The sequence below is a fragment of the Paraburkholderia sp. FT54 genome (assembly GCF_031585635.1).
Taxonomy (GTDB): Bacteria; Pseudomonadota; Gammaproteobacteria; order Burkholderiales; family Burkholderiaceae; genus Paraburkholderia.
In genome coordinates, this window is the sequence record NZ_CP134195.1 from 912,924 (window position 1) to 926,576 (window position 13,653).

Here is a 13,653-nt window from a genome sequence, read left to right on the forward strand (position 1 = left end):
ATTCCGTAGTGTTTTGAGTGGGCGCTAAGCGCGTGAATGGTCGGATCAGCCTTGTTGCGGAGCTTGTGCCTTGCCGCCCGGCATCGGCACGAAGCCCGTGACTTCGAGACCGTAGCCCGACATGCTGCCCAGCTTGCGAGGGTTCGACAGCACCTGCATCTTGCCGACACCGAGCTCGCGCAGAATCTGCGCGCCGATGCCGTACGTCTTGAAGTCGACCGGGCGGCGTTTGAGCGCGTCGGCTTTTTCCTTCGAGTCGAACGCCTTGAAAACGTCGATCAGATGGTCTTTCGAGTCGCCGCAGTTCAGCAGCACGATCACGCCGCAGTCGCGCGCGGCGATCTCTTTCATGGCCGCATCGAGCGTCCACGAGTGGGTGGATTCGCCGACTTCGAGCAGATCCAGCACCGACAGCGGTTCATGCACGCGCACCAGCGTGTCCTGATCCGTGCAGGGCGTGCCGCGCACCAGCGCGATGTGCGGCTGGCCGCTCGGCTGGTCGAGATACATGACCGCGCGAAACGCGCCGTGCGCCGTTTGCATGGTGCGCTCGCAAATCCGCTCGACAATCGACTCCGTGCGGCTGCGATAGTGGATCAAATCCGCGATCGTGCCGATTTTCAGACCGTGTTCCTTCGCGAATTCCATCAGGTCCGGCAAGCGCGCCATCGTGCCGTCGTCCTTGATGACTTCGCAGATCACCGCGGCCGGCGTGAGGCCTGCCAGCGCGGTGAAGTCGCAGCCCGCCTCGGTGTGGCCGGCACGCACCAGCACGCCGCCGGGCTGCGCCATGATCGGGAACACGTGGCCTGGCTGCACGATGTGTTCGGCCTTGGCATCCGGTGCGACCGCGGCGGCGATAGTGCGGGCGCGGTCGGCCGCCGAGATGCCGGTGGTGACGCCTTCTGCCGCTTCGATACTGACGGTGAACGCCGTTCCGTATTGCGTGCCGTTGCGGTACGTCATGAGCGGCAGGTTCAGCAGCTTGCAGCGTTCCTGCGTGAGTGTCAGGCAGATCAGGCCACGGCCGTAGCGGGCCATGAAGTTGATCGCTTCCGGCGTGACGAATTCGGCGGCGATCACAAGGTCGCCCTCGTTTTCGCGGTCTTCTTCGTCGACGAGGATCACCATCCGGCCTGCTTTCAGTTCGGCAATGATCTCTGGAGTGGAGGCGAGCGTCATGTTGGCGAGAGTTTCGGAGAAAGCGCGTATTTTACGCCACGCGCGAGCCCAAGTCGCCTCCGCCGAACGGCATAGGCCGTTTGGCCGACTGGCGATGAGCCGTCCGCCGTCGTTATGCTCGTCGAAACGATGCAGGCATGAACCGGCTGAAAGCGGCGCAGCGCCGCCGCCGGCCCATGCGCGGCCGGGCTTGCGGTCGTTTATTTCGGCGCGTTCAGCATGCGCTCGACGTAGCGCGCGATCAGATCGATCTCCAGGTTCACCTGCGTGCCTTCACGCAGACGTTTGAGCGCCGTTACTTCGACGGTGTGCGGAATCAGGTTGATCGAGAACTCGCAGCCATCGTCGCGATCTTTAACCGAGTTGACGGTCAAGCTCACGCCATTGACAGTGATAGAACCTTTGTACGCCAGGTAGCGGCCGATCTCGCGCGGCGCCAGCACGCGCAGTTCGTGCGATTCGCCGACCGGCGCGAAATGCGTGACCGTGCCGAGGCCGTCCACGTGGCCGGAGACGATATGTCCGCCGAGCCGGTCGTGCGCGCGCAGCGCTTTCTCGAGATTCACTTCGCCGGTCTCGCCGAGGCCGGCCGTGCAGTTCAGGCTTTCGCGCGACACGTCGACTTCGAACGAGTGGGCGGTCTTCGCGACCACGGTCATGCATGCGCCCTGGATCGTAATGCTGTCGCCGAGCTGCACGTCGCCGAGATCGAGGCCGCCGGCTTCGACGTTCAGGCGTACACCCGCGTCGCCGTCCGTGCCGAGCGGCTTGACTGATTCAATGCGGCCCACGGCCGCGACGATTCCTGTGAACATCGTACTGATCCTTGATCATTTCGAAACGGTTGGGGGCGCGGGGTCGGTGCCGGGTCCGGGCGTGGCCTCGGGTGCGTGTTGGGGCACAAAGCGCGCGAGAATCCGCAGATCCTCGCCGATCCGGTCGATCGCGTGGAAGTTCAGCTTGACGCGGCCTTCGAGCGTTTCGGGCGCACTCAGGTTGAACATGCTCATCGAATCCATGCCGAGCAGGCTCGGCGCGAGATACACGAGCAGTTCGTCGACACAGCCTTCGCGCAGCAGCGAGCCGTTCAGCTTGTAGCCCGCCTCGACATGCAGTTCGTTCACGTTGCGCTCGCCGAGCACTTTCAGCACGCCGGGCAGATCGACCTTGCCGTCCGGATTCGCCAGCTGGACGATCTCGGCGCCGCGATCGCGCAGCGCATTGGCGCGATCTGTATGGCGTTGATCGAGATTGCCGCAGAAGATCAGCGTGGGTGCGCCGGCCAGAATCTGCGCCCCGGGCGGCACGTCGAGCTGGCTGTCGATCAGTACGCGTTGCGGCTGGCGCGGCGTGTCGACGGCGCGCACCGTCATGCGCGGATCGTCTTCCCTGACCGTGCCGATGCCAGTCAGGATCGCCGACGCACGGGCGCGCCAGGCGTGGCCGTCCGCGCGTGCCGCTTCACCGGTGATCCACTGGCTCTCGCCCGAAGGCAAACCGGTACGGCCGTCCAGCGAGGCCGCCACTTTCATGCGCACCCACGGGCGGCCGCGCGTCATGCGCGAGACGAAGCCGATATTGAGTTCGTGCGCTTCGAGGGCGAGCAGTCCGCAGCGCACTTCGATGCCGGCATCGCGCAGCATCGCGAGACCGCGTCCGGATACCTGCGGATTGGGATCTTCCATCGCCGCGACCACGCGCGCGATCTGCGCTTCGATGAGCGCATTCACGCACGGCGGCGTGCGGCCGAAGTGGCTGCACGGCTCCAGCGTCACATAGGCCGTAGCGCCGCGCAGGTCATGACCGCGCGAGCGCGCGTCTTTCAACGCGCGGATCTCGGCATGGTCCTGACCGGCCGGCTGCGTGAAGCCTTCGCCGATCATCTCGCCGTTCTTGACGAGCACGCAGCCGACCCGGGGATTCGGATCGGTGGTGTACATGCCGCGCTTGGCCAACGCGAGCGCGCGTTCCATATGGACGAAATCGGTTTGCGAAAACATCTGTGTCCGGTCGGGTACGGTGGCTGGGCTGTAACGGGTTTCGGTTTTAGCGATGTGCTGTCTCGCGGGCTTCAGGCCACGAGCGAGGCGAACGCGCCGCGCGCCGCGTCGATCGTGGCGTCGACGATTGCGTCGTCGTGAACGATCGAAACGAAGCCCGCTTCATATGCCGACGGCGCGAAGTACACGCCGGCGTCGAGCATCTTGTGAAAGAACGCGTTGAAACGCGGCACGTCGCTCTTCGTGACTTCGGCGAAGCTGGTCGGGATCGAGTCGGTGAAGTAGAGGCCGAACATGCCGCCGAGCGAATCGGCCGCGAACGGCACTTTGGCTTCGCGCGCGACGTTCGCGAGACCTTGCACGAGGCGCGTGGTGCGCGCCGTGAGTGTGTCGTAAAAGCCGGGCGCCTGGATCAGTTGCAGCGTTTTCAGGCCGGCCGCGACCGCGATCGGATTGCCCGACAGCGTGCCCGCCTGGTAGACGCCGCCGAGCGGCGCGAGGTGAGCCATGATGTCGCGCCGGCCACCGAAGGCCGCCGCCGGCATGCCGCCGCCGATCACCTTGCCGAGGCAGGTCAGATCCGGCGTGATGCCGTAGACCTCTTGCGCGCCGCCCAGGGCGACGCGGAAGCCGCACATCACTTCGTCGAAAATCAGCACCGAGCCGTACTCCGTGCACAGGCGCCGCAACGCTTGCAGGAATTCGGGCGTGGCGCGCACGAGGTTCATGTTGCCGGCTACCGGTTCGACGATCACCGAGGCGATCTCGTTGCCGAATGCCTTGAACGCTTCTTCGAGTTCGGCGACGTTGTTGTATTCGAGCACGGTGGTGTGCTTGGCGATATCCACCGGCACGCCCGCCGAAGTCGGATTGCCGAAGGTCAGCAGGCCCGAGCCGGCCTTGACCAGCAGGCTGTCCGCATGGCCGTGATAGCAGCCTTCGAACTTGACGATACGGCTGCGGTTCGTGAAGCCGCGCGCGAGACGCAGCGCGCTCATGGTCGCTTCGGTGCCGCTCGACACCATGCGGACCTGCTCGATGGAAGGCACCAGCTTGCAGATTTCTTCGGCGATTTCCACCTCTGCTTCGGTCGGCGCGCCGAACGAGAAGCCGTTGCCCAGCACGCGCTGCACGGCTTCGAGGACTTCCGGATGAACATGGCCGAGAATCATCGGGCCCCATGAGCCGATGTAGTCGATATAACGCTGGCCGTCCGCGTCCCAGAAGTAAGGGCCTTGCGCGCGTTCGATGAACCGCGGCGTGCCGCCGACCGAGCGGAAGGCACGCACAGGCGAGTTCACGCCGCCGGGAATGGTGCGTTGCGCGCGTTCGAAGAGGGTTTCGTTTCTGGACATGGCGATGGCTGGAATTGGGGTTGCGCAGCGGCGCAGGTTGCCTGTCGGCGAGTCGCGCGGCGCTGGGATAGGTGGGGAAATTGTACCGGAGTCGGCGTGAACAGGTTTTCCGGATGCGCCTGCGCAGCGGGCCGTTCGCTCAGGTTTTGCGCGTGCGTTTCGCGGCTGCCGTCTTTGCCACCGGCTGCTCTACCGGTTTCGTAGCCAGCATCTTGTCTCGCGTCGCAACTGATTGGGGCGCCGGGTTCGCCACTTGCGGCGAGACGGAACTAGCCGCCACCTTCGCCTCGTTGCCAGCGCGGCCGTGCGCTGCGCGCATTTTCGCCGCCGCGTGAGCCGTGACCTTGCTTGAGCGCGTGGGACCCGCCGGCGTATCGAGCTTCGGCGGCTTGCGCTTGCCGGTGAGTTCCGCCCAGCGTTTTTCCAATGCGCCTTCGGCGATCGGCTTGATCACGGTGCCTGAACTCTGCGCGTCCCACGTCTGCACGGAGAAAGGATGTATGCGCAACATCTCGCGCGCAATCACCACACCTTCGTGTGCATCGACGAGCCAGTCGTACACGAAGTCGATGCACAAACGGTAGCCACGCTTCGTCGTCGTATCGGGGACCTCGTACGGCGCGCGCGTCACGTAACCGGAGCCGAAAATGCCCTTCGGTTCCTGCGCGACCCGATGCAGGAAGACGCGGTCACCCGGCAGGATGCCGCGCGCAAATCCGCAGCCCCATACGTCGGCCACCGCGACGCCCGCGGCCACGCGTTTGGCCACGTCGGGCAACTCGGGCCACGGCCATTTCCTGGGGCTCCAGATGAGCAGGAATGCGGTCATCGCATGGTCGGAAGTGGATGGTAGGGAAGAGCGCTGCGCACCGCTTCGCGCGTCGCCCGAAGCGTTCAGGCCGCAGCTTAACCGATCGGCGGCGTGCTTGCCGCGCGCCGTCGATACCTGACTGGCGTCTTCGCCATCATGGCCGAGGCCCGGTCGCCTTGTTAACCGTCGCGTACAATTGAGGGTGTCATGTTGCTGTTTTCCCCGTTTCCCCTGTTCCGCTGCCGAAGACGGCGCGGCGCTTCATCTGGATTCCCATGTCTCACGTCACCAGAAGCCGGCCCGATGGCCGGCTGATTCTGTTGCTCGGTGCGCTTGCCGCATGCGGGCCGATCTCCATCGACATGTACCTGCCGAGCCTGCCGACCATCGCGCAGGCGTTCGCCATCAGCACCGGCGCCGCGCAAACGACGCTCACCAGCTTCATGTTCGGCTTTTCGATCGGCATGCTGCTCTATGGTCCGCTGTCGGATACCTATGGCCGCCGGCCTGTGCTGCTCGGCGGCATCGTCATGTATGCGCTGGCCAGCGTGGCATGTGCGATGTCGTTTTCGATCGGCTCGCTAGTGACGTTCCGTTTCGTGCAGGCGCTGGGCGCGGGCGCGGCGTCGGTGCTGGCGCGCGCCATTGCACGCGACGCCCATGGACCGACTGATGCCGCTCGCGTGCTCTCGATGCTCGCCATCGTCACGTCGATCGGGCCGTTGCTCGCGCCGCTCATCGGCGGACAGTTGCTGCTGCTCGGTGGCTGGCGTGTCGTGTTTGTCGTGCTGACGCTGTTCGGCACCGTGTGCGCGGCGACCGCATTTTTCAAGGTGCCGGAAACGTGGCCGCGTGAGAAGCGTGCGCACTCGGCATTGCTGAAATCGTTCGGCGCGTACGGCAAGTTGCTGCGCGATCCGGTTGCGTGGGGGCACATGCTGTGCGGCGGCATGGCGTTCGCGTCGATGTTCGCGTACATCACCGCGACGCCTTTCGTCTACATCGAGTATTTCCATGTGTCGGCGCAGCACTATGGCTTTCTGTTCGCGCTGAATATCGTCGGCATCATGTTCGGCAACTTCATGAATACGCGACTCGTCGGCCGGCTCGGTTCGCTCCCAATCATCTCTTTCGCCGCCACCGTCAGCTGCATTGCCTCACTGTTCGTCTGTCTCGTCTCGCTAACCGGTTGGGGCGGTCTGTGGTCGATCGTCTTCGGACTGTTCTTCGTGGTCGGCGTGGTCGGTCTTCTGTCCGCCAACTGCACGACCGATCTGATGCATCGCTATCCGATGAATGCTGGCGCCGCGGCCGCCGTGTTCGGCGCCGTGCAGTTGGCGCTCGGCGCGTTGTCGAGCCTCGCCGTCGGACTTTGGCAGGACGGTTCGCCCAAGGGCATGGGCGTCACGGTGGGGGTGGCGGGCTTGCTCTGCTATCTCGGCCGGATTCTGGTCGTGAGGTGGCATGGAGCCAAAGCGCCTGTCGCTGCCGTATAAGGAGCGATAAGGCGCACAGCGCGCCGCGTCTACGGAAAACACCAGGTGTTGCGCGCGCGCGACCGTGCGTCTCAATTTGCGTTGCTATGATGGAGCCACTGTTCCTCGGAGCGGCAAAATCATGGCGATCAGAGATTTGGTGAATGGCGAACGGCAACAGGCTGCTTTCGCTGAAGCGCAGAAGCTGGCGGACAGCGGCGCCTATCACGATTACACAGACATCGAATACGTCTTGCGCTTTGATTACGGTTTGTCTGATGTATCGACACTGCTTGACAGTCAGTTGATGCATCGCGACCTGAACGGCCGTTGTGCGGATGCGCGCGAAAAGCTGGAGATGCTTAGCGTGTGATGCGTGCTGCGGGCGGCTCATTCGCAAAAGCGTGCTGATTACGTGAGGCGTCGTGCCTCGAATCGAGAGCGCTTGCGCGTTGCATGATTCCTCGCGTGATCGCTTCGTGACTTTTGCGATTCGGAGTGCTGCCGTGCGAATGAATTGCACGCAGCGTCATGCGTCGCCACATTTGGAGTGGTACTCATGGCTGGTAGCCAGCACGACCCACGTCTGCCGCATACCGACAATCCCGCTACGCTTTCGCAGCCGGGCGGTCACTACAGCCACGTCGCGGTCGCTAACGGTTTTGTGTTCGTCTCAGGACAATTGCCGATCACCGCGCAAGGCGGCAAGCTGTCCGAGGCGTCGTTCGAAGTTCAGGCCGAACAGGTGCTGGCCAATGTGCGGGCCGCGCTCGAAAGCGTTGGCAGCAGCGTCGCGCAACTGGTGCAAGTGCGGGTCTATTTGGTCGATGTCGAAAACTGGATGAGCTTCAATCAGATCTACGCGCGTTGGGCCGGTGAAGCGTGTCCGGCGAGAGCCGTCGTGCCAGTTCCTCAACTGCATTACGGTTTCAAGATCGAAGTTGAGGCGACCGCGCTGGTTTAGCTAGTGGCGTTGGCGTCCCGAGTTTTGGCGCGCGTTCGGGGCAGTGGGCTAAGGGCGTTCAACGGGTCGCGTGAATGCATAAGCTCAGTGAATCACGAGCCCATTGAACGGGCATTGCTCACACTGGCCGCGATATTTACGCCGACATTGCCGCTCATGTTCGTCATCGCGCACGCGCCTATCGACGCAGTCGATGCGCCGAGCTTCGCGCTGGCTCAGAAACCGACGCCTACTCCAACACCAACGCCGCCGCCACCGCTGCCACCACCAACGCCGACGCCAATATTAGTGCGCGGCGCGTAATAGCCGGGGCCATAGTCGTACGCAGGTACTGGCCCGTAACCGTAGCCATCCTGGTATGGCGTGGCCACCACACACCCCGCGAGACCGGCCCCTAAAGCCAATATGCCGCATAGCCTGATCATGATCTTTTCCCCCTTCATGAACTGGACAGCAATATCCGGTCCCCACGGCGTCACGAATCGGCACTAGTCCCCCGACAGGACGCCAACGGTACCAAAACCGGAACTGTCCCAAATTCGGGACCGTCTTGCATGGCGTGCAACGCAGCCCAACGCGACGCAACGAGGATGCTTGAGGGAATGCTTGGAGCATCCGGCAAGGATGCATCTAGCAGTGCTCGGCACCTGCCTGGCAAGTGCGCACGGATGATTACACCCGAGGCAACACCCAAGGTGGGCATTGGTGCAAGCTGTCGCCTAAAATTTAAGCGTGGCCATGACTTTGATGGAGGCTGCCATGAGCGACTCAATGTTGGCGATATTAATAGGGACGATCGTGGTTGTGTTTGGCGCAGGGATCTGGGCCGTTTCCGAGAACGAGGAGCGACTATCCCGCTGGTTCCGGGAACACCATCTGCGGGATTGGGTGCGCCACAAGTCCTGATGTACCCATCCAAGGACATTTGCATGGTTGGCGGGTTCTTTGGCGGCTAGAACGAAAAACGGGCCGAAAGGCCCGTATTCATTGATGTTCTGGCGGAGGCGGTGAGATTCGAACTCACGGAAAGATTGCTCCTTCGCCGGTTTTCAAGACCGGTGCCTTAAACCGCTCGGCCACACCTCCAAGCCCTAAATTGTAACCTGAAAAAACCTCGCTGCGGCGCGCAGTCGATCTTCAATTACTGCGGATCCTTCAGAAAGAGCCCTTGCAGATCGTTCAGGAACGCCTGGCCGAGCGGCGTCGGGGCAATCTTTTCGTGGTCGCGCGTGATGAGCTTGCGTCGTTCGGCTTCCTGCAAAGCCGGTTCGATCGACGTCATCGACATGCCCGTGCGCTCGATGAACCGATGCACCGGAAACCCTTCCACCAGTCGCAGCGCATTCAACATGAACTCGAACGGCAGATCGTGCGGCCCGACTTCATGCTCTTCCTGCACCGCCGTGCCGGCCTTCGCCTGCTCGATGAAGGTGGTGGGATGCTTGTAGCGCGCCTGCCGCAGCACGCGATTCGGAAACGACAGCTTCGTATGCGCGCCCGCACCGATGCCGAGATAGTCGCCGAAACGCCAGTAGTTCAGATTGTGCCTGCTCTGCCGATGCGGCTGCGCATACGCCGACACCTCATAACGTTCGTAACCCGCAGCGCAGGTGCGCTCATGAATCCAGTCCTGCATGTCGGCGGATGCATCGTCGTCGGGCAGGGCGGGCGGGAACTTCGCAAACAATGTGTTCGGTTCGAGTGTCAGGTGATACAGCGACAAATGCGGCGGCGCGAACGACAATGCCGTCTCGACATCGGCCTGGCATTCGGCGAGCGTCTGCCCGGGCAATGCGAACATCAGGTCGAGGTTGAAGTTGTCGAAGGTGGTCGCAGCCACTTCGACGGCATGGCGCGCTTGCGCCGAGTCGTGAATGCGGCCGAGCGCCTTCAGATGCGCTTCGTTGAAACTCTGGATGCCCACCGAGAGCCGGTTCACGCCGCTCGCGCGAAACTGTGCGAACTTGGCGGTTTCGAACGTGCCTGGATTGGCTTCGAGCGTGATTTCCGCGTCGGCGTCGAGCGGCAGCAGTGCGCGCACGTCGGACAGCATGCGATCGAGTCCGGCCGCCGACAGCAGGCTCGGCGTGCCGCCGCCGATAAACACCGTATGCACCTGGCGGCCCCAGACCAGCGGCAGCGCCATCTCGAGATCGGCGCGCAAGGCGTCGAGATATTCGTTCTCGGGGAACGTGTCGCCTTTCCATTCGTGCGAGTTGAAATCGCAGTACGGACACTTGCGCACGCACCACGGAAAATGCACGTACAACGCCAGCGGCGGCAGCGACGTCAGCCGGATGCTGCCTGGCGACGTGAAGGCCTTGATGACGCCGTTGCCGATATCGGCGGGCGCCGGTTTGATCGGAATCACGCTTCCTCCGTCAGACGCGCGAGCAGTTGCCGCAACGCAATCGCGCGATGGCTGCTGGCGTTCTTCACCGCCGGTTCAAGCTCGGCGGCGCTGGCATTCAGCGACGGCAAGAAGAAGTACGGGTCATAGCCGAATCCATGCGCGCCGCGCGGCGCGTCCAGCATTTCGCCATGCCAGCGGCCTTCGGCGATCAGCGGCTCGGGATCGTCCGGGTGACGCACCAAAGCCAGCACGCAGAAGTAGTATGCGCGGCGATCGGTCTCGCCTTGCAACGCCGAGACGAGGCGTGCGTTGTTCGCCGCGTCGCTCTTCTCACCGCCGGCAAGTTGCGCGTAGCGCGCCGAGTAGACGCCCGGTGCGCCGCGCAACGCGCGCACACACAGGCCCGAGTCGTCAGCGAGCGCGGGCAGGCCGGTCAGCTTCGATGCGTGGCGCGCCTTGGTCAGTGCGTTCTCGACGAAGGTCGGATGCGGCTCTTCTGCTTCCGGCACGTTCAACTCGCCTTGCGGAATCAGTTCGATGCCGGCCGCGCCGAGCAAGGCCGCGAACTCGCGCAGCTTGCCCGCGTTGTTCGACGCCAGCACGACTTTCTTCAACGGCGCACCTGAATTGGCCGCGCTATTGCGTTGAAAAACCTCACTCACTCTTTTGCTCCAGCGCCGCCTTCTGCTTCGCGATCAGCGTGTTGATGCCGTCGCTGGCCAGATCCAGCAGCGCGTTCATTTCCTCGCGCGTGAATGCCACGCCTTCAGCGGTGCCCTGAATTTCGACGAAGCCGCCCGCGCCCGTCATCACGACGTTCATGTCGGTGTCGCATTGCGAGTCTTCGTCGTAGTCGAGGTCGAGCACCGGCAGGCCGTCGTACACGCCCACCGAAATCGCCGCGACGTAATCCGTGATCGGCGAGCTTTCGATGCGGCCCGTCGCCAGCAGCTTCGCCACCGCGTCATGTGCCGCCACGAACGCGCCGGTGATGCTGGCCGTGCGCGTGCCGCCGTCGGCCTGGATCACGTCGCAGTCGATATGCAGCGTGCGCGCGCCGAGCTTCTCCAGATCGAACACCGAGCGCAGCGCGCGGCCGATCAGCCGCTGGATTTCCTGCGTGCGGCCGGTCTGTTTGCCGCGTGCGGCTTCGCGGTCGCTGCGGGTGTGCGTGGCGCGCGGCAACATACCGTATTCGGCGGTGAGCCAACCTTGGCCGCGATCACGCAGAAACGACGGCACGCTCTCGGCAATGCTCGCGGTGCAGATCACTTTCGTGTCGCCGAATTCGACCAGCACCGAGCCCTCCGCGTGCTTCGTGTAGTGGCGCGTGATGCGCACGTCGCGCAGCTGATTGGCCTGGCGGCCGCTGGGGCGTTGGGTGTTGTTGGTCATGTCGGGGTCGGTGAGGAAGAAAAACAGGAGGGAAAGCGCGATTTTACCGCCGATCGGGCGGGCCGGCTGCCCGCCTGTGCGTTGGCTCTTCAAGGGGCCCAATCGTTAAAAATGGGATAATGCCGTTTCCCCGCCCCGCGTCTCGTACACGCCGGGCGATTCGACTCTCCGGCCATCGTCGAACGCATGGCCACAATCGCGAGAAATACGATGATCTACAGCATGACTGGCTATGCGAGCGCCACGCGCGAACTCGTCGCGGCTTCGGGCACAGGTGGCGTGAGCGTGTCGGTCGAACTGCGCACTGTGAATTCGCGCTTTCTCGATCTGAACTTCCGCATGCCGGAAGACGTGCGCGTGTGCGAACCCACGCTGCGCGAGATGCTGATGAACAAGCTGTCGCGCGGCAAGGTCGATATTCGTATCAACCTGCAACGCAGCGAACAGTCCGCCAACGCGGGTTCGATCAATCACGACGCGCTCACGCAACTCGCGCTGCTCGAACGCACGGTGCTCTCGACGTTTCCGGAAGCTGAACGCCTGCGGACCGGCGAAATTCTGCGCTGGCCGGGGATCCTGGCCGAAAGCGGCGTGGCGCCCGAAGTGCTGCGTGAAGCCGTGCTCGCGTGCGGCAAGCAGGCCATTACGGACCTGATCGACGTGCGCGCCCGCGAAGGCGCGCAACTGGCGACCATGCTGATCGCCAACGTCACCGAAATGGAAACGATCGTCACGAAGATCACGCCGCTCGTGCCGGAACTGATCGCCAAGCATCAGCAGAAGATTGTCGAACGCTTGCAGGAAGCGCTCGGCATCGCCGCGCCGGATACCGCCGCGACGATCGTCTCGCGCGAGGAAATCAACGAGCGGATTCGCCAGGAAGTCACGATGTACGGCATTCGTATCGACATCGCCGAAGAATTGTCGCGCCTCACGGCTCACCTGAACGAAACTCGCCACGTGATCCAGAAGGGCGGCAAGGTCGGCAAGCGCCTCGACTTCATGATGCAGGAACTCAACCGCGAAGCGAACACGCTCGGTTCGAAGGCGGCCGCGAAGGAACTGGCGGATTCGTCGATGACCCTGAAGCTGCTCATCGAACAGATGCGCGAGCAAGTACAGAATCTGGAATAAGGCTGGAGCACCATCCACATGACCGACCATCACCACCCACGCGAAACGCCGCGCAATCCGTATGCCGGTGCTTACCCCGGCAACCTGTTCATGGTCGTGGCGCCATCGGGCGCGGGCAAGTCGACGCTCGTGAACGCGCTGCTCGCCGGCGACGACGCGATCCGTCTGTCGATCTCGTACACGACGCGTCCGCCGCGTCCGAAGGAGCAGGACGGCGAGCACTACCACTTCACCACCGTCGACGACTTCATGAAGCGTCACGATGCGGGCGAGTTCCTGGAAAGCGCGGAAGTGCACGGCAACTATTACGGCACCTCGCGCGTGTGGATCGAGGACCAGATGAAGAATGGCCATGACGTGCTGCTCGAAATCGACTGGCAGGGCGCCCAGCAGGTGAAAAAACAGTTTCACAACGCGGTCGAAATTTTCATCTTGCCGCCGTCGCTGGAAGCGCTCGAAGAGCGTCTGAAGAAGCGCGGCCAGGACGAGCCGAACGTGATCACTCGCCGGCTGCTGGCGGCCGGCAGCGAGATGGCGCACGCGGCGGAAGCGGAGTACGTGGTGATCAACGAGAAGTTCGACCGCGCGCTCAGCGAACTGCAATGCCTCGTGGCCGCGACCCGTTCGCGCTTCGCCTCGCAATACGCACGCCACACGCAGCTTTTCGTGCAACTCGGCATTCACCTGCCACACGCGTAAGCGCGGCGGTGTACCGAGCACATAAGGTAGAATAAGCAACATACTGAGAAGGAACCCAACATGGCCCGCATTACCGTCGAAGACTGCCTCAAACAGATCCCGAACCGTTTCGAACTCGCGCTTGCCGCAACCTATCGCGCGCGTCAGCTCGCTCAAGGCCACACGCCGAAGATCGAAAGCCGCGACAAGCCCACGGTCGTCGCGCTGCGCGAAATCGCAGCCGGCCAGGTCGGCGTCGAAATGCTGAAGAAGGTGCCTGTCTAAGGCGCACTGTTCCGTTTTCGA

Annotated in this window: 14 protein-coding genes and 1 tRNA gene; 6 read left to right on the plus strand and 9 right to left on the minus strand. The window is 63.2% G+C overall.

What is annotated here, in order from left to right:
- Positions 1–45: 45 nt before the first annotated feature.
- From ribBA to RI103_RS04260, 5 genes are all read right to left on the minus strand, one after another.
- Entirely contained in the window at positions 46–1,182 is a 1,137-nt protein-coding gene (gene ribBA / locus RI103_RS04240; protein WP_310814163.1) for a bifunctional 3,4-dihydroxy-2-butanone-4-phosphate synthase/GTP cyclohydrolase II, read from the minus strand.
- 200 nt (positions 1,183–1,382) lie between these two features.
- Positions 1,383–1,997, minus strand: coding sequence for a riboflavin synthase (locus RI103_RS04245; protein WP_106283367.1), 615 nt, complete (start codon positions 1,995–1,997; stop codon positions 1,383–1,385).
- 15 nt (positions 1,998–2,012) lie between these two features.
- Positions 2,013–3,182 carry a bifunctional diaminohydroxyphosphoribosylaminopyrimidine deaminase/5-amino-6-(5-phosphoribosylamino)uracil reductase RibD gene (gene ribD / locus RI103_RS04250; RefSeq protein ID WP_310814164.1) on the minus strand — a complete coding sequence of 390 codons (1,170 nt, stop codon included), beginning with the start codon at positions 3,180–3,182 and terminating at the stop codon, positions 2,013–2,015.
- Between the two features lie 71 nt (positions 3,183–3,253).
- Positions 3,254–4,537: a glutamate-1-semialdehyde 2,1-aminomutase gene (hemL, locus tag RI103_RS04255; RefSeq protein ID WP_310814165.1), complete on the minus strand. Its 1,284-nt coding sequence runs from the start codon at positions 4,535–4,537 to the stop codon at positions 3,254–3,256.
- A 139-nt stretch (positions 4,538–4,676) separates the two neighbouring features.
- Positions 4,677–5,366, minus strand: a complete 690-nt coding sequence (locus RI103_RS04260) for a hypothetical protein (protein WP_310814166.1) — start codon at positions 5,364–5,366, stop codon at positions 4,677–4,679.
- Positions 5,367–5,623: 257 nt separating this feature from the next.
- Between RI103_RS04260 and RI103_RS04265 the strand changes: the two genes are divergently transcribed.
- From RI103_RS04265 to RI103_RS04275, 3 genes are all read left to right on the plus strand, one after another.
- Entirely contained in the window at positions 5,624–6,844 is a 1,221-nt protein-coding gene (locus RI103_RS04265; RefSeq protein ID WP_310814167.1) for a Bcr/CflA family multidrug efflux MFS transporter, read from the plus strand.
- 121 nt (positions 6,845–6,965) lie between these two features.
- Complete coding sequence (locus RI103_RS04270) at positions 6,966–7,196, plus strand: hypothetical protein (RefSeq protein WP_310815168.1); 231 nt, start codon at positions 6,966–6,968, stop codon at positions 7,194–7,196.
- Positions 7,197–7,382: 186 nt separating this feature from the next.
- A complete protein-coding gene (locus RI103_RS04275) occupies positions 7,383–7,787 on the plus strand; it encodes a RidA family protein (RefSeq protein ID WP_310814168.1) in 405 nt (134 codons plus the stop codon).
- Positions 7,788–8,783: 996 nt separating this feature from the next.
- Here RI103_RS04275 and RI103_RS04285 read toward each other — a convergent pair.
- The 4 genes from RI103_RS04285 to rph all read right to left on the minus strand — a co-directional run bounded on the left by RI103_RS04285 (position 8,784) and on the right by rph (position 11,535).
- Positions 8,784–8,873, minus strand: a tRNA-Ser gene (locus RI103_RS04285).
- 55 nt (positions 8,874–8,928) lie between these two features.
- Positions 8,929–10,158, minus strand: coding sequence for a radical SAM family heme chaperone HemW (gene hemW, locus RI103_RS04290; RefSeq protein ID WP_310814169.1), 1,230 nt, complete (start codon positions 10,156–10,158; stop codon positions 8,929–8,931).
- A complete protein-coding gene (gene rdgB, locus RI103_RS04295) occupies positions 10,155–10,802 on the minus strand; it encodes an RdgB/HAM1 family non-canonical purine NTP pyrophosphatase (protein WP_310814170.1) in 648 nt (215 codons plus the stop codon). The genes hemW and rdgB overlap by 4 nt, the downstream gene beginning before the upstream one ends.
- Positions 10,795–11,535 (minus strand): ribonuclease PH, encoded by a 741-nt coding sequence (gene rph, locus RI103_RS04300; protein WP_310815170.1) that lies wholly within the window; start codon positions 11,533–11,535, stop codon positions 10,795–10,797. The genes rdgB and rph overlap by 8 nt, the downstream gene beginning before the upstream one ends.
- A gap of 210 nt (positions 11,536–11,745) precedes the next feature.
- Between rph and RI103_RS04305 the strand changes: the two genes are divergently transcribed.
- Genes RI103_RS04305 through rpoZ form a run of 3 tightly spaced genes read left to right on the plus strand, consistent with a single transcriptional unit; the run spans position 11,746 to position 13,632 of the window.
- Entirely contained in the window at positions 11,746–12,669 is a 924-nt protein-coding gene (locus RI103_RS04305; protein ID WP_310814171.1) for a YicC/YloC family endoribonuclease, read from the plus strand.
- 18 nt (positions 12,670–12,687) lie between these two features.
- Entirely contained in the window at positions 12,688–13,368 is a 681-nt protein-coding gene (gene gmk / locus RI103_RS04310; RefSeq protein WP_310814172.1) for a guanylate kinase, read from the plus strand.
- 60 nt (positions 13,369–13,428) lie between these two features.
- Positions 13,429–13,632, plus strand: coding sequence for a DNA-directed RNA polymerase subunit omega (gene rpoZ, locus RI103_RS04315; RefSeq protein WP_006025620.1), 204 nt, complete (start codon positions 13,429–13,431; stop codon positions 13,630–13,632).
- Positions 13,633–13,653 lie beyond the last annotated feature (21 nt).